Origin of the sequence: Klebsiella sp. D5A (genome assembly GCF_001620885.1) — a bacterium.
GTDB classification, from domain to species: domain Bacteria; phylum Pseudomonadota; class Gammaproteobacteria; order Enterobacterales; family Enterobacteriaceae; genus Klebsiella; species Klebsiella variicola.
Genome location: NZ_LOAR01000007.1, coordinates 43,807 through 61,606 on the forward strand (window position 1 = coordinate 43,807; position 17,800 = coordinate 61,606).

The 17,800-nt window shown below is 58.5% G+C and carries 19 protein-coding genes; 12 read left to right on the forward strand and 7 right to left on the reverse strand.

What is annotated here, in order from left to right; genetic code table 11:
* Positions 1 to 13 precede the first annotated feature (13 nt).
* Together lptG and lptF are read right to left on the reverse strand one after the other, a co-directional pair.
* Positions 14 to 1,096, reverse strand: a complete 1,083-nt coding sequence (gene lptG, locus AS136_RS11500) for an LPS export ABC transporter permease LptG (RefSeq protein WP_008807120.1) — start codon at positions 1,094 to 1,096, stop codon at positions 14 to 16.
* Positions 1,096 to 2,193, reverse strand: a complete 1,098-nt coding sequence (lptF, locus tag AS136_RS11505; RefSeq protein WP_012969078.1) for an LPS export ABC transporter permease LptF — start codon at positions 2,191 to 2,193, stop codon at positions 1,096 to 1,098. Before lptF ends, lptG begins: the two co-directional genes overlap by 1 nt.
* Before the next feature lie 389 nt (positions 2,194 to 2,582).
* Here lptF and pepA point away from each other — a divergent pair, with 389 nt between their 5' ends.
* The 4 genes from pepA (at position 2,583) to AS136_RS11525 (ending at position 8,139) form a co-directional block, all read left to right on the forward strand.
* On the forward strand, positions 2,583 to 4,094 hold the full coding sequence (gene pepA / locus AS136_RS11510) for a leucyl aminopeptidase (protein WP_008807121.1): 1,512 nt from the start codon (positions 2,583 to 2,585) through the stop codon (positions 4,092 to 4,094).
* A 121-nt stretch (positions 4,095 to 4,215) separates the two neighbouring features.
* Positions 4,216 to 4,659: a DNA polymerase III subunit chi gene (gene holC, locus AS136_RS11515; protein ID WP_008807122.1), complete on the forward strand. Its 444-nt coding sequence runs from the start codon at positions 4,216 to 4,218 to the stop codon at positions 4,657 to 4,659.
* Positions 4,659 to 7,514, forward strand: coding sequence for a valine--tRNA ligase (locus AS136_RS11520; RefSeq protein WP_049139586.1), 2,856 nt, complete (start codon positions 4,659 to 4,661; stop codon positions 7,512 to 7,514). Before holC ends, AS136_RS11520 begins: the two co-directional genes overlap by 1 nt.
* Before the next feature lie 121 nt (positions 7,515 to 7,635).
* Positions 7,636 to 8,139: a GNAT family N-acetyltransferase gene (locus tag AS136_RS11525; RefSeq protein ID WP_008807124.1), complete on the forward strand. Its 504-nt coding sequence runs from the start codon at positions 7,636 to 7,638 to the stop codon at positions 8,137 to 8,139.
* Positions 8,140 to 8,422: 283 nt separating this feature from the next.
* Here AS136_RS11525 and miaE read toward each other — a convergent pair whose 3' ends face one another.
* Together miaE and rraB are read right to left on the reverse strand one after the other, a co-directional pair.
* On the reverse strand, positions 8,423 to 9,187 hold the full coding sequence (miaE, locus tag AS136_RS11530) for a tRNA isopentenyl-2-thiomethyl-A-37 hydroxylase MiaE (protein WP_008807125.1): 765 nt from the start codon (positions 9,185 to 9,187) through the stop codon (positions 8,423 to 8,425).
* Between the two features lie 49 nt (positions 9,188 to 9,236).
* Positions 9,237 to 9,659 carry a ribonuclease E inhibitor RraB gene (gene rraB / locus AS136_RS11535; RefSeq protein ID WP_008807126.1) on the reverse strand — a complete coding sequence of 141 codons (423 nt, stop codon included), beginning with the start codon at positions 9,657 to 9,659 and terminating at the stop codon, positions 9,237 to 9,239.
* A 98-nt stretch (positions 9,660 to 9,757) separates the two neighbouring features.
* Here rraB and argL point away from each other — a divergent pair, with 98 nt between their 5' ends.
* Together argL and argF are read left to right on the forward strand one after the other, a co-directional pair.
* Complete coding sequence (argL, locus tag AS136_RS29340) at positions 9,758 to 9,853, forward strand: putative translational regulatory protein ArgL (RefSeq protein WP_370736902.1); 96 nt, start codon at positions 9,758 to 9,760, stop codon at positions 9,851 to 9,853.
* Positions 9,823 to 10,827 carry an ornithine carbamoyltransferase gene (argF, locus tag AS136_RS11540; RefSeq protein WP_016160171.1) on the forward strand — a complete coding sequence of 335 codons (1,005 nt, stop codon included), beginning with the start codon at positions 9,823 to 9,825 and terminating at the stop codon, positions 10,825 to 10,827. Before argL ends, argF begins: the two co-directional genes overlap by 31 nt.
* A 61-nt stretch (positions 10,828 to 10,888) precedes the next feature.
* Here the strand turns inward: argF and AS136_RS11545 are convergent, their stop codons facing one another.
* Positions 10,889 to 11,341: a YhcH/YjgK/YiaL family protein gene (locus AS136_RS11545; RefSeq protein WP_008807128.1), complete on the reverse strand. Its 453-nt coding sequence runs from the start codon at positions 11,339 to 11,341 to the stop codon at positions 10,889 to 10,891.
* A gap of 194 nt (positions 11,342 to 11,535) precedes the next feature.
* Here AS136_RS11545 and AS136_RS26745 point away from each other — a divergent pair, with 194 nt between their 5' ends.
* From AS136_RS26745 to ridA, 5 genes are all read left to right on the forward strand, one after another.
* On the forward strand, positions 11,536 to 11,640 hold the full coding sequence (locus AS136_RS26745) for a pyrBI operon leader peptide (RefSeq protein WP_012969080.1): 105 nt from the start codon (positions 11,536 to 11,538) through the stop codon (positions 11,638 to 11,640).
* Entirely contained in the window at positions 11,615 to 11,674 is a 60-nt protein-coding gene (locus AS136_RS29215; protein WP_227650304.1) for a pyrBI operon leader peptide, read from the forward strand. The genes AS136_RS26745 and AS136_RS29215 overlap by 26 nt, the downstream gene beginning before the upstream one ends.
* A gap of 2 nt (positions 11,675 to 11,676) precedes the next feature.
* Positions 11,677 to 12,612: an aspartate carbamoyltransferase gene (pyrB, locus tag AS136_RS11550; RefSeq protein ID WP_004206522.1), complete on the forward strand. Its 936-nt coding sequence runs from the start codon at positions 11,677 to 11,679 to the stop codon at positions 12,610 to 12,612.
* 13 nt (positions 12,613 to 12,625) lie between these two features.
* Complete coding sequence (gene pyrI, locus AS136_RS11555; protein WP_002886927.1) at positions 12,626 to 13,087, forward strand: aspartate carbamoyltransferase regulatory subunit; 462 nt, start codon at positions 12,626 to 12,628, stop codon at positions 13,085 to 13,087.
* A gap of 152 nt (positions 13,088 to 13,239) precedes the next feature.
* Positions 13,240 to 13,626 carry a 2-iminobutanoate/2-iminopropanoate deaminase gene (ridA, locus tag AS136_RS11560; RefSeq protein WP_002886926.1) on the forward strand — a complete coding sequence of 129 codons (387 nt, stop codon included), beginning with the start codon at positions 13,240 to 13,242 and terminating at the stop codon, positions 13,624 to 13,626.
* A 72-nt stretch (positions 13,627 to 13,698) separates the two neighbouring features.
* On the opposite strand, the gene mgtA is transcribed toward ridA, so the two are convergent.
* Both mgtA and mgtL read right to left on the reverse strand, forming a co-directional pair.
* Entirely contained in the window at positions 13,699 to 16,407 is a 2,709-nt protein-coding gene (mgtA, locus tag AS136_RS11565) for a magnesium-translocating P-type ATPase (RefSeq protein ID WP_008807129.1), read from the reverse strand.
* A 145-nt stretch (positions 16,408 to 16,552) separates the two neighbouring features.
* Positions 16,553 to 16,672: a mgtA regulatory leader peptide MgtL gene (gene mgtL, locus AS136_RS29345; protein ID WP_353074613.1), complete on the reverse strand. Its 120-nt coding sequence runs from the start codon at positions 16,670 to 16,672 to the stop codon at positions 16,553 to 16,555.
* A gap of 113 nt (positions 16,673 to 16,785) precedes the next feature.
* On the opposite strand from mgtL, the gene treR reads away from it, so the two are divergent.
* On the forward strand, positions 16,786 to 17,733 hold the full coding sequence (gene treR, locus AS136_RS11570) for a trehalose operon repressor TreR (RefSeq protein ID WP_008807130.1): 948 nt from the start codon (positions 16,786 to 16,788) through the stop codon (positions 17,731 to 17,733).
* The last annotated feature ends 67 nt before the right edge of the window (positions 17,734 to 17,800 follow it).

Below are 17,800 nucleotides of genomic sequence, written 5' to 3' on the forward strand. Positions count from 1 at the left end.
TCAGGCTTACCCGCTAGGCCTTGCGCATCATCAGCCAGAGGCTTATCAGGAAGAAGCTGGCGCTCGGCAACAGCGCGCCGATGATCGGCGGGATGCCGTAGACCAGGGTCAGCGGGCCGAAAATCTGATCCAGTACGTAGAAGATAAAGCCGAAGCTAATCCCCGTCACCACCCGCACGCCCATCGGCACGCTACGCAGCGGGCCAAAGATAAACGACAGCGCCATCAGCATCATCACCGCCACCGACAGCGGCTGGAAGATTTTGCTCCACATATTGAGCTGGTAGCGTCCCGGATCCTGGCCGCTGGACTTCAGGTATTTCACATAGTTGTGCAGACCGCTGATCGACAGCGCATCCGGATCCAGGGCAACCACGCCGAGCTTATCCGGCGTGAGGTTGGTTTTCCAGGTGCCGCTCACCATCTGCGACCCGGTCACCTGCTTTGGATCGGTCAGGTTGGATTCATCCACCTGCGACAGGCGCCACACTTTATTTTCACTATCGAACTTTGCCGAGGCGGCATAGCGCACCGACTCTAAACGACGCTCCGGATTGAAGGCATAGATGCTGACGCCCCCCAGCTCATCGTTGCCTTTCACGCGTTCGATATAGACAAAGTTGTGGCCATCTTTCGCCCACAGCCCTTGCTGAGTCGACAGCAGCGAACCGCCGTACATCTGCTGGGCGCGGTAGTTGCGCGCCATCTGTTCACCCTGGGGCGCCACCCACTCACCGATCGCCATGGTCAGCAGCACCAGCGGGATCGCAGTTTTCATTACCGCCAGCGCCACCTGCAGCCGGGTGAAACCGGATGCCTGCATCACCACCAGCTCGCTGCGCTGGGCCAGCATCCCCAGCCCCAGCAACGCGCCAAGCAGCGCCGCCATCGGGAAGAAGATCTGGATGTCCTTCGGCACGCTGAGGATGGTGTAGAGACCAGCGCCCAGCGCATCGTAACTACCCTGCCCGGACTTTTTCAGCTGATCGACAAACTTGATAATGCCGGAGAGCGACACCAGCATGAACAGGGTCATCATGATGGTGTTGAAAATCGTCTTACCGATATAACGGTCAAGTACGCCAAACGCCTGCATCAGGCCGCTCCTTTATTAAAACGGGCGCGGAAGCGGCGCATCGGCACCGTGTCCCACAGGTTTAACAGCACCGCCAGCGCAAAATAGAGCAGGTTAATCGCCCACATCCAGATAGCCGGGTCCATTTTGCCTTTGCCGCCGTTCGACTTAATCGACGTTTGCAGCAGGAAGAACACCAGGTAAAGCAGCATCGCCGGCAGCATCGACAGCACGCGCCCCTGACGCGGGTTCACCACGCTGAGCGGCACCACCATCAGCGCCATAATGAAGACGGTCGCCACCAGCGTGAAGCGCCAGTGCAGTTCGGCACGCGCGCGGTCGGTATGGGTCTGCCACAGAGTGCGCATATCCATCTGTTCGGTGTCGTCCGGATCGGAGGTCACTGCCTGGTGGCCGATAATGGCCTGATAGTTATTGAAGTCGGTAATGCGGAAATCGCGCAGCATCGCGGTGCCTTCAAAGCGGGTGCCCTTGTTGAGGGTCACCACCTGCGAGCCGTCTTTCTGCTGCGACAGCTCGCCGGAATCCGCCACCACCACCGAGGGGCGCGCATTGCCTTTCGGACGCAGTTGGGCAAGGAAGACGTCATGGAAGCGGTTGCCGTTGACGCTCTCGATAAACATCACCGCGTTACCATCGCTGGCCTGCTGGAACTGGCCCTGGGCCAGCGCCGCCATGCCGGGGTTGGCTTTGGCTTCGGCCAGCACTTCGTCCTGATGGCGCGACGACCACGGCCCCGCCCACATGACGTTGACCGCCGCCACCGCGCCGGTGAACAGCGCGAGGATCATCGCCGCCTTGATCAGCACGGCTTTGCTCAGACCGCAGGCGTGCATCACCGTAATTTCACTTTCGGTGTAGAGTTTGCCCAGGGTCATTAGCAGGCCAAGGAACAAACTTAACGGCAGGATAAGCTGCGCCATCTCCGGGATGCCGAGCCCCAACAGCGAGAGCACCAGATTGGTTGGGATATCGCCATCCACCGCGGCGCCGAGGATCCTGACTAATTTCTGACAAAAGAAAATCAGTAACAGGATGAATAGGATCGCCAACTGGCTTTTCAGCGTCTCACGAACCAGATATCTTATGATTATCACTATAAATACGCCCGTAAAAACCCGTTTTATTGCAGGAAAATTGCTTGTTTCATGGCTTAAACGTCATTTATTCTCTTTGGTCGTTGAAAACATCGCTAAGATTAAATGACTCATCGGTTCTGCATGTCAGGATCTTTTCTGACGAACCCAGGCCTTAATAACGTTAAGATTAACACGAAGTCACCGCAACAGCGGACATGAGTTACGAAAGCTTGCAATTATATACTCAATGGATTTCGAGTTGTAAGAAGGCAGCAGGGCTGTGACCCCTGGCGCGCGCGTTAGGCCCGCATCAGGTAAGCAGGCGCAGCCGGCGCATCTGCAACTTGAAAGGCGACGAGTATAGCCGTAGCCACCACTGTTGTCTTTAAGATTCAGGAGCATAGTGCATGGAGTTCAGTGTAAAAAGCGGTAGCCCGGAGAAGCAACGGAGCGCCTGTATCGTGGTCGGCGTCTTTGAACCACGTCGCCTCTCCCCCATCGCCGAACAACTCGATAAAATCAGCGACGGCTACATCAGCGCCCTGCTGCGTCGCGGCGAGCTGGAAGGCAAACCTGGCCAGACGTTATTGCTGCACCATGTGCCAAACATTCTGTCTGAGCGCATTCTGCTGATTGGCTGCGGCAAAGAGCGCGAGCTGGATGAACGTCAGTATAAGCAGGTCATCCAGAAAACCATCAATACCCTGAATGATACCGGTTCAATGGAAGCCGTCTGCTTCCTGACCGAGCTGCACGTCAAGGGCCGCAACAACTACTGGAAAGTTCGCCAGGCCGTTGAAACCGCCAAAGAGACGCTGTACAGCTTCGATCAGTTGAAGACCAACAAAAGCGAGCCGCGTCGCCCACTGCGTAAAATGGTCTTTAACGTGCCGACCCGTCGCGAGCTGACCAGCGGCGAACGCGCCATTCAGCATGGCCTGGCGATCGCCGCCGGCATCAAAGCGGCGAAAGATCTTGGCAACATGCCGCCGAACATCTGTAACGCCGCCTATCTGGCTTCCCAGGCGCGTCAGCTGGCCGATACCTACAGCAAGAACGTCATTACCCGCGTGATCGGCGAACAGCAGATGCGCGAGCTGGGGATGAACTCCTATCTCGCCGTCGGCAACGGCTCGCAGAACGAGTCGCTGATGTCGGTCATCGAGTATAAAGGCAACCCGTCTGAGGACGCGCGCCCTATCGTGCTGGTCGGTAAAGGCCTGACCTTCGACTCCGGCGGTATCTCCATCAAACCTGCCGAAGGCATGGACGAGATGAAGTACGACATGTGCGGCGCCGCGGCGGTGTACGGCGTGATGCGGATGGTTGCCGAGCTGCAGCTGCCGCTGAACGTCATCGGCGTGCTGGCGGGCTGTGAAAACATGCCTGGCGGTCGCGCCTATCGTCCGGGCGACGTTCTGACCACCATGTCCGGCCAGACGGTGGAAGTCCTGAACACCGACGCCGAAGGCCGCCTGGTGCTGTGCGACGTCCTGACCTACGTTGAGCGTTTCGAACCGGAAGCGGTTATCGACGTCGCGACGCTGACCGGCGCCTGCGTGATTGCCCTCGGCCATCACATCACCGGCCTGATGTCGAACCATAACCCGCTGGCTCATGAGCTGATCGGCGCCTCCGAACTGGCGGGCGACCGCGCCTGGCGTCTGCCGCTGGCCGACGAGTTCCAGGATCAGCTGGAGTCCAACTTTGCGGATATGGCGAACATCGGCGGCCGTCCTGGCGGCGCGATTACCGCTGGCTGCTTCCTGTCGCGCTTTACCCGTAAGTACAACTGGGCGCACCTCGACATCGCCGGTACCGCCTGGCGTTCCGGTAAGGCCAAAGGCGCCACCGGTCGTCCGGTCGCCCTGCTGTCGCAGTTCCTGCTCAATCGTGCGGGTTTTAACGGCGAAGAGTGATTGCCGTCTGATGCCCGGTGGCGCTACGCTTACCGGGCCTACGGAAAGATGCCGTTTGTAGGCCGGGTAAGCGTAGCGCCACCCGGCTTTGCATTTAAATCCACGACAAGAAGCCCCATATATGAAGAATGCAACGTTCTACCTTCTGGACAACGAAAACACCGTCGAAGGCCTGAGCGCCGTCGAGCAGCTGGTGTGCGACATTGCCGCAGAACGTTGGCGCAACGGCAAGCGCGTCCTGATCGCCTGTGAAGATGAGCAGCAGGCGATTCGTCTCGACGAGGCGCTGTGGTCGCGGCCGCCGGAGAGCTTTGTGCCGCATAATCTGGCGGGCGAAGGCCCGAGAGGCGGCGCGCCGGTGGAGATTGCCTGGCCGCAGAAACGCAACAGCAGCCCGCGGGACATTCTGATCAGTCTGCGGCTTAACTTTGCAGATTTTGCCACCGCTTTCACAGAAGTGATAGACTTTGTCCCTTACGAAGAAAATCTGAAACAACTGGCGCGCGAACGCTATAAAGCGTACCGCATGGCTGGTTTCAACCTGAACACGGCAACCTGGAAATAATGGAAAAGACATACAACCCACAAGATATCGAACAGCCGCTTTACGAGCACTGGGAAAAGCAGGGCTATTTCAAACCGAATGGTGATGAAAGCCAGGAGAGCTTCTGCATCATGATCCCGCCGCCGAACGTCACCGGCAGTTTGCATATGGGTCATGCCTTCCAGCAAACCATCATGGATACCATGATTCGCTACCAGCGCATGCAGGGTAAAAACACCCTGTGGCAGGCCGGTACCGACCACGCGGGTATCGCCACCCAGATGGTGGTTGAGCGTAAGATTGCCGCGGAAGAAGGGAAAACCCGTCACGACTACGGCCGCGATGCCTTCATCGACAAAATCTGGCAGTGGAAAGCGGAATCCGGCGGCACCATTACCCGCCAGATGCGCCGCCTCGGCAACTCCGTGGACTGGGAGCGCGAGCGCTTCACCATGGACGAGGGGCTTTCCAATGCCGTGAAAGAAGTCTTTGTTCGCCTGTACAAAGAAGATCTGATCTACCGCGGTAAACGCCTGGTTAACTGGGACCCGAAACTGCGCACCGCCATTTCCGACCTCGAAGTGGAAAACCGCGAATCGAAAGGTTCCATGTGGCACATCCGCTACCCGCTGGCCGATGGCGCGAAAACCGCTGACGGTAAAGATTACCTGGTGGTCGCCACCACCCGTCCGGAAACCCTGCTGGGCGATACCGGCGTGGCCGTCAACCCGGAAGACCCGCGCTACAAAGACCTGATTGGTAAATTCGTGGTGCTGCCGCTGGTTAACCGCCGCATTCCGATTGTTGGCGACGAACACGCCGATATGGAAAAAGGCACCGGCTGCGTGAAAATCACCCCGGCGCACGACTTTAACGACTACGAAGTTGGCCGCCGTCATCAGCTGCCGATGATTAATATTTTGACCTTTGATGGCGACATCCGCGAAAGCGCGGAAGTCTATGACACCAAAGGCAACGAATCCGACGTTTATTCCAACGAGATCCCGGCGGAGTTCCAGAAACTGGAACGCTTCGCGGCGCGTAAAGCCGTCGTTGCGGCGGTTGACGCCCTCGGCCTGCTGGAAGAGATCAAACCGCACGATCTGACCGTCCCTTACGGCGATCGCGGCGGCGTGGTTATCGAACCGATGCTCACCGACCAGTGGTACGTGCGTGCGGACGTGCTGGCCAAGCCGGCGGTGGAAGCCGTTGAGAATGGCGACATTCAGTTCGTGCCGAAGCAGTACGAAAACATGTACTTCTCCTGGATGCGCGATATTCAGGACTGGTGTATCTCCCGTCAGCTGTGGTGGGGTCACCGCATCCCGGCATGGTATGACAACGACGGCAACGTCTACGTGGGCCGTAGCGAAGACGAAGTGCGTCAGGAAAACAAACTCGGTACGGACGTTGCCCTGCGTCAGGATGAAGACGTTCTCGATACCTGGTTCTCCTCCGCGCTGTGGACCTTCTCCACCCTCGGCTGGCCGGAAAACACCGACGCCCTGCGTCAGTTCCACCCGACCAGCGTGATGGTGTCCGGCTTCGACATCATCTTCTTCTGGATCGCCCGCATGATCATGATGACCATGCACTTCATCAAAGATGAAAACGGCAAGCCGCAGGTACCGTTTAAGACCGTCTACATGACCGGTCTGATCCGCGATGACGAAGGCCAGAAGATGTCCAAATCCAAGGGTAACGTTATCGACCCGCTGGATATGGTTGACGGCATTACCCTGCCGGAGCTGCTGGAGAAACGTACCGGCAACATGATGCAGCCGCAGCTGGCGGAAAAAATCCGTAAGCGCACCGAGAAACAGTTCCCGAACGGCATCGAGCCGCACGGCACCGACGCCCTGCGCTTCACCCTGGCAGCGCTGGCCTCTACCGGCCGCGACATCAACTGGGATATGAAGCGTCTGGAAGGTTACCGTAACTTCTGTAACAAGCTGTGGAACGCCAGCCGCTTCGTACTGATGAATACCGAAGATCAGGATTGTGGCTTCAACGGCGGCGAAATGGTGCTCTCCCTGGCCGACCGCTGGATCCTCGCGGAATTCAACCACACCGTGAAAGCGTATCGCGAAGCGCTGGATAACTTCCGCTTCGATATCGCCGCCGGCATCCTGTACGAGTTCACCTGGAACCAGTTCTGCGACTGGTACCTGGAGCTGACCAAGCCGGTGATGAACGGTGGCAGCGAAGCGGAGCTGCGCGGGACTCGCCATACGCTGGTGACCGTGCTGGAAGGTCTGCTGCGCCTGGCGCATCCGATCATTCCGTTCATCACCGAGACCATCTGGCAGCGCGTGAAAGCGATCTGCGGTATCACCGCCGACACCATCATGCTGCAGCCGTTCCCGCAGTACGATGCTTCTCAGGTCGATGAAGCGGCGCTGGCCGATACCGAATGGCTGAAGCAGGCGATCGTCGCCGTGCGTAACATCCGTGCGGAAATGAACATCGCTCCGGGCAAACCGCTGGAACTGCTGCTGCGCGGCTGCAGCAAAGAGGCCGAGCGTCGTGTGAACGACAACCGCAGCTTCCTGCTGAACCTGGCGCGTCTGGAAAGCATTACCGTGCTGCCTGCCGATGATAAAGGTCCGGTCTCCGTGACCAAGATTATCGACGGTGCCGAGCTGCTGATCCCGATGGCGGGCCTCATCAATAAAGAAGATGAGCTGGCGCGTCTGGCGAAAGAAGTGGCCAAAATCGAAGGTGAAATTGGCCGCATCGAGAGCAAGCTGTCCAACGAAGGCTTTGTCGCCCGCGCACCGGAAGCGGTGATCGCTAAAGAGCGCGAGAAGCTGGAAGGCTACGCGGAAGCGAAAGCGAAGCTGATTGAGCAGCAGGCGGTGATCGCCGCGCTGTGATCCTCCCGCCCCTTGCCACCCGGCAAGGGGCGTTTTTTTATGAAACATCCTCGCTTGCGCTCTCCCCTGTCGCGATGTTATTAACATCATCATTCGTCTTTTTTGGGTAATGAGTCATTGTATGAATACGAGCGTCCCCGCGGCGACGTTGCTGCGTCGCATTACGGCGGCAGACAATGCCGCCATCGCCAGGGTCATCCGCCAGGTCTCGGCTGAATATGGCCTGACCGCCGATAAAGGCTATACGGTCGCCGACCCGAATCTCGATGAACTGTATGAGCTGTACAGCCAGCCAGGCTCTGCCTATTGGGTGGTGGAGAAAGAGGGCGAAGTGGTTGGCGGCGGTGGCGTCGCGCCGCTCGCCTGCAGCGAGCCGGATATCTGCGAGTTACAGAAAATGTATTTTATGACCAGCGCGCGCGGTCAAGGGCTGGCGAAGAAGCTGGCGCTGCTGGCGCTGGACTACGCCCGCGAGCAGGGCTTTAAACGCTGCTATCTGGAAACTACCGCCTTCCTGACGGAGGCGATCGGCTTATATGAACATCTCGGCTTTGAGCACATTGACGGGCCGCTGGGTTGCACCGGCCACGTTGACTGTGAAGTGCGGATGCTGAAAACGCTGTAGCGCCTCGATATCGCAGGCGTCCCCGGTAGCGCTACGCTTACCGGGGCTACAGTTCGGTAGCCCGGCTAAGCGTAGCGCAAGCCGGGGTATGTCCCGGATGGAACCCCTTGCACCTTACCCGTGCTCGCGGTGCCGTTTTTTTGTTGGGTGGCGGCTAACGCCTTACCCGACCTACGGCTCGTACCATTGCGGGCTGAAGCTCTCAACGCTATCTCTTTCCCCAGGGCTACTGAAACTGCCAGTGTTAGTGGCTACCGGGGCTGCAGGGCCCGAATACCGAGGGTTACGCCGCCACCGGCACACCGCTGTGAAAGCGGAACTCGGCCTCCGGCCTGAGGATCAGCGCCGCTTCCGCCTCGCCGAGCTGGCGCACCCGCTCGCTAATATCGTCTCCGGCAATCTTCTGCGCCAGATCCAGATAGTCCTGATAGTGACGCGCTTCAGAGCGCAGCAGCGACAGATAAAACTTCTGCAGATCGTCGTCCAGCCACGGCGCCAGCGCCGCAAAGCGTTCACAGGAGCGGGCCTCGATATAGGCGCCGCAGATCAACTTATCGATCAGCATCACCGGCTCGTGCGAACGCACCTCCCGCCGCATGCCGCGGGCATAGTTGCTGGCGGTGATTTTGACGTAGGGGATATCGCGCGCCAGCATCATCTCCCGCACCTGCCAGAAGTGATGTAGCTCCTCTTTAATCAGCAAAATCATGCTGTCCAGCAACTGGCGGCCCCACGGGTCGTCGGTCTGCGGCATGGCGCTTTTGTTGATCCGCTTATGCAGGGCGACGAAATCCGGCTCCGGCCCCCAGCGGTAGGTGAAGTCTTCATACGGCTTCAGGCAGGCCAGCAGCTCGTCGGCGTCGGCTTTATCCGCGACGTAGCGACGCACCAGCAGCATGGCGTTCTGCGCCGCTTTCAGTTCGCACACCATATGGTCGGTCAGCAGCAGCGGCAGGTTTTCCGGCTTGCGGGCTTCATCAATCCACGCCTGCGGTGTCGGGCAGTGCAGGAAGTTGATAATCGGGGAGAGTATCTGCGGGTAATCCATGGAAGTTCCTTGCTATACGGCGGCAGGCGCCGCCGTATCCATCTGCAGCTTAGTGGCGAACACCATCGTCGTCTTCATCGACAAAATCTTCGTCATCGTCGCCGTCTTCTTCACCGTTCGGGTCCTCATAATAGGTACCCCAACCGTCATACTCGACGTCATATTTTTCTGCCAGCGTCATCAGCTGTTCCACCTGGGCATCGATCAGGTCTGCGTTCAGCGCGCATTCGCTGAGAATATCGCAGCAGATGACCATGTCACCCTCTTCCACTTCCAGCTCTTCGGGCTCGGTCACTTCATAGCCCAGCTTGAACGCTTCCACCGCCACTTTCTCCAGCGTTTCGAAATCGTCTGCAGAGAGGTGATGCTCAATCGTGTACAGTGCGTCCGGATCGCTGCCATCCTCCAGCAGCTCTTCGATAATCAGACGCGTCTCTTCACGCTGTTCTTCCAGGTGTTCCGGGTTTGCCATGGCTCGTTCCTCATAATGTGCGGCAGTTGTCCCTATTGTCACATACCGCCGTCATTGCCTCCACTTCTCAGTGAAAGATTTCGATCACAGACTTGCAAATGAATATTCATACATATAAATTGAATTTTAATTCAATTAGTGGCCTATGCCAGGTGAGGGAACCATGTCTGCGTTTTACCAGAAGCATTTTTTAAAGTTACTCGATTTTACGCCTGCAGAAATCACCGCCCTGCTCGAGCTGGCGGCAAAGCTCAAAGCCGATAAGAAAAACGGTATCGAAGTCCAGAAACTGGCAGGGAAAAACATCGCGCTCATCTTCGAAAAAGACTCAACCCGTACACGATGCTCTTTCGAAGTTGCCGCATACGATCAGGGCGCCCGCGTGACCTATCTGGGGCCAAGCGGCAGCCAGATTGGCCATAAAGAGTCGATCAAAGACACCGCCCGCGTGCTCGGGCGGATGTACGATGGCATTCAGTATCGCGGCCACGGCCAGGAGGTGGTGGAGACCCTGGCGCAATACGCCGGCGTGCCGGTGTGGAACGGCCTCACCAACGAGTTCCACCCCACCCAGTTGCTGGCGGACCTGCTGACCATGAAAGAGCACCTGCCGGGCAAAGCCTTTAACCAGATGACGCTGGTCTACGCCGGCGACGCGCGCAACAACATGGGCAATTCGATGCTGGAAGCCGCAGCGCTGACCGGTCTGGATCTGCGCCTGGTAGCGCCATCGGCCTGCTGGCCGGAGTCTCAGCTGGTGGAGACCTGTACGGCACTGGCCAAACAGCAGGGTGGCAACATCACCCTGACGGAAGATATCGCCGCGGGGGTGAAAGGCGCCGATTTTATCTATACCGACGTCTGGGTATCGATGGGCGAGGCGAAGGAAAAATGGGCCGAACGTATCGCCCTGCTCCGCGATTATCAGGTTAACAGCGCGATGCTGGCGCTGACCGGCAATCCGCAGGTCAAGTTCCTCCACTGCCTGCCGGCATTCCATGACGACCAGACCACGCTGGGCAAACAGATGGCCGCCGATTACGGCCTGCACGGCGGCATGGAAGTGACTGACGAAGTGTTTGAGTCGGCGGCGAGCGTGGTTTTCGATCAGGCGGAAAACCGGATGCACACCATCAAAGCGGTGATGGTGGCGACGCTGGGCAAGTAGCCCCTCGCTGGCGGTCAAATCCCGGATAGCACGGCGCTTATCCGGGATATGGCTCGCCATTTTACGCCATCAGCATCTTCACTACCGCTTTGCGCACCTTCGCCGGGGCGCCTACGGCGCACAGCGGTTTATGCACTTCGCCGGGATAAAACACCACAAAATCCCCTTCGTTGAGGATCACCGTTTTCTCCTGCTGGCCTTCGGCAAGAAAAGCGATGTCTTTCTCCGCCAGCCAGTCGGTCTGCGGCTCTCCAGCCGGCAAGGTACTGAAGGTCATCCCCTCGATGCCGCGGAGCACAATCTGAATATCGAGATAGCGGGCATGGTATTCCGCGCGGCGCGCGGCCTGCGGCTCGGTGGTGTCTTCGGAAATCAGATAAAACAGGTTATTGCCGTCGATATCGTGTTTACCCAGCGGCGTCGCCTCGCTGACATGGGCGATGACGTGCTCAATGGCCTCGCGCAGCGCAGCAGGCAGCCATGGCTGCAGATGGTGGATATTGCCAATAATCATCACTTACCTCGAATATAAAACAGCATTTCATTTTATGACTTTATACCCCCATCGCCACTGCCATACCAGTACAGTTTCACCGTTCTTTGCGCTGGCGCACTTTTCTGCAGGCAAACGATTACCTGTTTGTGAATGAATCGCTTGATCGTCATAACGGTCTGCGTATAATGCCAGTCGTTTTGCCGGGAGGAAGCATGGCCAATTGCGTACGACATTCTGTCTTAGCGCGTCTGAACGCAGACGCTGGCCTGGCGTTTTTCTTTCCGTTGCTCATTGGATTCCCGAAGCCCCTTATTTAAGGGGCTTTTTTTTTGCCCAGGCGTCAGGAGATAAGCATGGCTAACCCGCTATATCAAAAACATATCATTTCCATAAACGATCTCAGCCGCGAAGACCTCGAACTGGTGCTGGCGACGGCGGCAAAGCTGAAAGCCAATCCGCAACCCGAGCTGCTGAAGCATAAGGTTATCGCCAGCTGTTTCTTTGAAGCCTCCACCCGTACCCGTCTCTCTTTTGAAACCTCGATGCACCGCCTGGGCGCCAGCGTGGTCGGCTTTTCTGACAGCGCCAATACCTCGCTGGGCAAAAAAGGGGAAACCCTGGCGGATACTATCTCCGTTATCAGCACCTACGTTGACGCCATCGTGATGCGTCATCCGCAGGAGGGCGCCGCGCGCCTGGCGACCGAATTCTCCGGCGGCGTGCCGGTGTTGAACGCTGGCGACGGCGCTAACCAGCACCCGACCCAAACCCTGCTCGACCTGTTCACCATTCAGGAGACCCAGGGCCGCCTCGAAAACCTCAACGTGGCGATGGTCGGCGATCTGAAGTATGGCCGTACCGTCCACTCCCTGACCCAGGCGCTGGCCAAATTCAGCGGCAACCGCTTCTACTTTATCGCCCCGGACGCGCTGGCCATGCCGCAGTACATCCTCGATATGCTGGATGAAAAAGGTATCGCCTGGAGCCTGCATAGCGCCATCGACGACGTGATGGCGGAAGTGGATATTCTGTACATGACCCGCGTGCAGAAAGAGCGTCTGGATCCGTCGGAATACGCCAACGTGAAAGCGCAGTTCGTCCTGCGCGCCGCCGACCTCGAAGGGGCGCGCGCCAACATGAAGGTGCTGCACCCGCTGCCGCGCATTGACGAAATCACCACCGATGTCGATAAAACACCGCACGCCTGGTACTTCCAGCAGGCCGGTAACGGCATCTTCGCCCGCCAGGCGTTACTGGCACTGGTACTGAATAGCGAGCTGGCACTGTAAGGGGGAATGAGAGATGACACACGACAATAAACTGCAAGTAGAAGCCATTAAACGCGGCACCGTGATCGACCATATCCCGGCGCAGGTCGGCTTTAAGCTGCTCACCCTGTTCAAACTGACCGAAACCGACCAGCGTATCACCATCGGCCTGAACCTGCCCTCCGGCGAGATGGGCCGCAAGGATTTGATTAAAATCGAGAACACCTTCCTGACCGACGAGCAGGTTAACCAGCTGTCGCTGTACGCCCCGCAGGCGACGGTAAACCGCATTGATGATTACGAAGTGGTGGGCAAATCCCGCCCGAGCCTGCCGGATCGCATTGACAGCGTGCTGGTCTGCCCGAACAGCAACTGTATCAGCCACGCCGAACCGGTTTCTTCCAGTTTTGCAGTGAAAAAACGCGCCGATGACATCGCACTCAAATGCAAATACTGTGAAAAAGAGTTTTCTCATTATGTGGTGCTGGCCAACTAAATGCGGTTGGTATTGGTGGTAGGCCTCCCTATAATGGCTACCACCCTACGCTTCGTCCTTCAGGCGGCGTCTGCGCCGGCGGCACAGCGCTTACCCTCTGGCGGCAACCTGAATGATTTTGCGTAACATTACTCAGTTCATCTGGAGATAACATGAGCAAAACTATTGCGACGGAAAATGCACCAGCAGCGATTGGCCCATACGTTCAGGGCGTTGATCTGGGCAGCATGATCATCACCTCTGGCCAGATCCCGGTCGACCCGAAAACCGGCAGCGTCCCGGAAGACGTGTCCGCGCAGGCGCGTCAGTCGCTGAACAACGTGAAAGCGATCGTTGAAGCCGCTGGCCTCACCGTCGGCGACATCGTCAAGACCACCGTATTCGTCAAAGATCTCAACGATTTCGCTACCGTTAACGCCACCTACGAAGCGTTCTTCACCGAGCACAATGCCACCTTCCCGGCGCGCTCCTGTGTGGAAGTCGCTCGTCTGCCGAAAGACGTGAAGATCGAGATCGAAGCCATCGCCGTGCGTCGCTGATCGCTTTGGTTGGCAGAAAAAAAGGCAGCCAGTGGCTGCCTTTTTTACGTGGCTCATCCGAAAATGCGCCCTTCACTGCCAGCCGTAGCGACGGCTGTAGAAACCTTTAACGGTCTGGGTCAGCACCATATAGCCCGCCAGGATCACCACCAGCCACGGGAAGTAGCTGAGCGGCAGCGCCTGCAGCTGCAGGTAGCCCGCCAGCGGCGAGAACGGCAGGGCAATGCCCACGGCCATCACCACCAGAGTCATGGCGAACAGCGGCCACGCGGCGCGGCTCTGAACGAACGGAATGCGCCGGGTGCGGATCATGTGCACAATCAGCGTCTGCGACAGCAGCCCTTCGATAAACCAGCCGGACTGGAACAGAGTCTGCATCTCCACGGTATTGGCGTGGAACACCCACCACATCAGGCCGAAGGTGAGGATATCGAAAATCGAGCTGATCGGTCCGAAGAAGACCATAAAGCGCCCGAGATCGGCCGGGTTCCAGCGCTGCGGTTTACGGATCTGCTCATCATCGACGTTATCAAACGGGATCGCCACCTGGGAGACATCGTACAGCAGGTTCTGAATCAACAGGTGCAGCGGCAGCATCGGCAGAAACGGCAGGAAGGCGCTGGCCACCAGCACGCTAAAGACGTTACCGAAGTTGGAGCTGGCGGTCATTTTGATGTACTTGAGCATGTTGGCGAAGGTGCGACGGCCTTCGATCACCCCCTCCTCCAGCACCATCAGGCTTTTTTCCAGCAGAATGATATCCGCCGCCTCGCGGGCGATATCCACCGCGCCATCAACCGAGATGCCAATATCCGCCGCGCGTAACGCCGGGGCGTCGTTGATGCCGTCGCCCATAAAGCCCACCACGTGACCTTCGCGTTTCAGCAGCGTCACGATACGCTCTTTATGCAGCGGCGCCAGACGTGCAAACAAAGTGGTGCGCTTCGCCAGCGCCGCCAGCTCGTCGTCGCTCATGGCTTCAATCTGGCTGCCAATCACCACTTCGCCCGCATCCAGCCCCACTTCATGGCACACCTTCGCCGCCACCAGTTCGCTATCGCCGGTGAGGATTTTCACCGTGATGCCGCTGGCCTTCAGCGCCTTCAGCGCCGGGGCGGTGGTCTCTTTCGGCGGATCGAGGAAGGCGATGTAGCCTTCGAGGATCAGGTCGGATTCATCGGCGCGCTGGTAATCGCCCTCGCGCGCCGGCAGGTATTTGGTTGCCACCGCCACCACCCGCAGTCCCTGACGGTTCAGGGTATCGGTGACCCGGCGGATGCGGCGCAGCATGGTGTCGTCCAGCGGTACGATTTCGCCGTTGTAGCGCACCTGGGTCGAGACGTTAAGGATCTCCTGCAACGCCCCTTTACAGATCAGCTGATGCGCGTCGCCCTGCTCTTTCACCACCACCGACATGCGGCGGCGTTCGAAGTCGAACGGGATCTCATCCACCTTCTGCCAGCGCTCCGCGAGGCCGCGGGCGGCCTCCAGCTCCACGCCTTCCAGCACCGCGGTATCGAGCAGGTTTTTCAGCCCGGTCTGGTAATGGCTGTTGAGCCAGGCGGTATGCAGCACTCTCTCGCTGGACTTACCGGAGACATCGGTGTGGTTCTCCAGCACGATCTTGTCCTGAGTCAGGGTGCCGGTTTTATCGGTGCAGAGAATATCCATCGCGCCAAAGTTCTGAATGGCGTCGAGGTGTTTGACGATCACTTTTTGTTTCGACAGCTTCACCGCCCCGCGCGCCAGCGTCGAGGTGACGATCATCGGCAGCATCTCCGGCGTCAGGCCGACCGCCACCGACAGTGCAAACAGCGCCGCTTCCCACCAGTCGCCTTTGGTGTAGCCATTAATCAACAGCACCACCGGGGCCATCACCAGCATAAAGCGGATCAGCAGCATGCTGACCCGGCTGATGCCTTTCTGGAAGGCGTTCGGCTCGCTTTCCTGCTCGCTGACGCGCCCGGCCAGCTGGCCAAACCAGGTGTTGCCGCCGGTGGCGTAGACGATAGCCTGCGCCGAGCCGCTCACCACGTTGGTCCCCATAAAGCACAGGGTGTCGCATTCCAGCGGGTTCTGCTGCAGCGGGTCGCGGCTGCGCGCGACTTTCTCTACCGGCAGCGATTCGCCGGTCAGCGAGGCCTGAGCGACAAACAGATCGCGCGCCTGAATAATGCGCAGGTCCGCCGGGATCATATCTCCCGCCGACAGCTTGACGATATCTCCTGGCACCAGTTGGTCGATAGGCAGTTCAAGCCAGCGGCTCTCCCCCTGCTCGTTCACCACCCGCAGCACCGTGGCGGTATTGCTGACCATCGCCTTTAGCGCATCCGCCGCTTTGGTCGAGCGCGCTTCCTGGATGAAGTTAAGCAGCGTCGAGATGCCGACCATCAGCGCGATAACGCCCGCGGCGAACAGATCTTCGGTGGAATAGGAGACGATGCCGAGCACCGTCAGCAGCAGGTTGAACGGGTTGCGATAGCAGGTCCACAGATGCACCCACCACGGCGAGGGCTTCTGCGCCGGGATCTGATTGTCACCATGTTTGAGGATCTTTGCCGCCACTTCGCCTTCATTGAGCCCTTCAGGGTGGCTGTCAAAGGCACGCCAGATCTCCTGGTCATCCATCGCCGCAACGTCCAGGCAGCGCTTGCCGAGCGAGTCCGGGATCGGCACGCTGGTCAGGTTACGGGCATCAGGCAGCGGATCGCGCTGGACCAAACGGCGTGGCAGATGGCGGCTAAGCTGCGCGAACAGCTGCCGGGTATAATTTTTCAACATAAACAGTCCCTCCGCGCTCGCGCGAGCGAACGCAGCGTCGCCAACAGGCGTAGCAAAGCCTACCTGTCAGGCATGTAATTTTTATGGCAGGGACATCAAGGACATCACTGCTTTACGCTTTCCGGTAAAGCAGTGTTAAACAGGCTTACCGGAAAGAAAGGTTGCTCCATCGAGGATGAGGAGTGGGATCGGGGTCCATAAATTCTCCGGTAAGTGAATATAAACGGCGCGGATTATAGCGCGCTCGTTGAGACATGTGTGGCATTTATGGCGATGATAAGCCCGCGCAACTAAACCGAACGTAAACCAGACTTTGCTCATTGCGGTTTGGTTGAGTAGCATTAGGCTCACTTCTACCATCCCTGACGAGAATTCCGCATGCAGAACCGGCTGACCATCAAAGATATTGCGCGTTTAAGCGGCGTAGGAAAATCGACGGTATCCCGCGTCCTTAACAACGAGAGCGGGGTCAGCGAACGGACCCGCGAGCGCGTCGAAGCGGTGATGCAGCAGCACGGTTTCTCACCCTCCCGCTCCGCCCGCGCCATGCGCGGCCAGAGCGATAAAGTGGTGGCGATTATCGTTACCCGTCTGGATTCCCTGTCGGAAAACCTTGCCGTGCAGACCATGCTGCCCGCCTTTTATGAACAGGGTTACGATCCGATTATGATGGAGAGCCAGTTCTCCCCGGGACTGGTTGAAGAGCATCTCGGCATGCTCGCCCGGCGTAATATTGACGGCGTAGTGCTGTTCGGATTTACCGGCATTGATGAGGCGATGCTCGCCCCCTGGCGCGATACGCTGGTGCTGATGGCCCGCGACGCCCCCGGTTTCGCCTCGGTGTGCTATGACGACGAAGGCGCCATCACGCTGCTGATGCAGCGGCTCTACGATCGCGGACATCGCCACATCAGTTTTCTTGGCGTCCCGCACAGCGACGTCACCACCGGCGAACGCCGCCATCTCGCCTACCTCGCTTTCTGTAAAAAGCATCGCCTGACGCCCACCGCCGCTCTGCCGGGCTTGGGCATGAAGCAGGGGTATGACACCGTCGCCAGCGTGCTGACGGCCGAAACCAGCGCCCTGGTCTGCGCGACGGATACCCTCGCCCTCGGCGCCAGCAAGTACCTCCAGCAGCAGGGCCGCGCTGCGCTGCAGCTCGCCAGCGTCGGTAGCACGCCGCTGATGAAGTTTCTCCACCCGGAAATCTTGACCGTCGATCCCGGCTATGCCGAGTCCGGACGCCGGGCCGCCCGGCAGTTGATCGAGCAGATCGCCGGCAGCGTCGAACCCCGCCAGATCGTGATTCCCGCCGCCCTGAATTAATCTCGTTCGGACGATTTATGTGATCGTCGCCGGGTTTTGGGAACGTTCCCATTTTGCAAATCAAGCG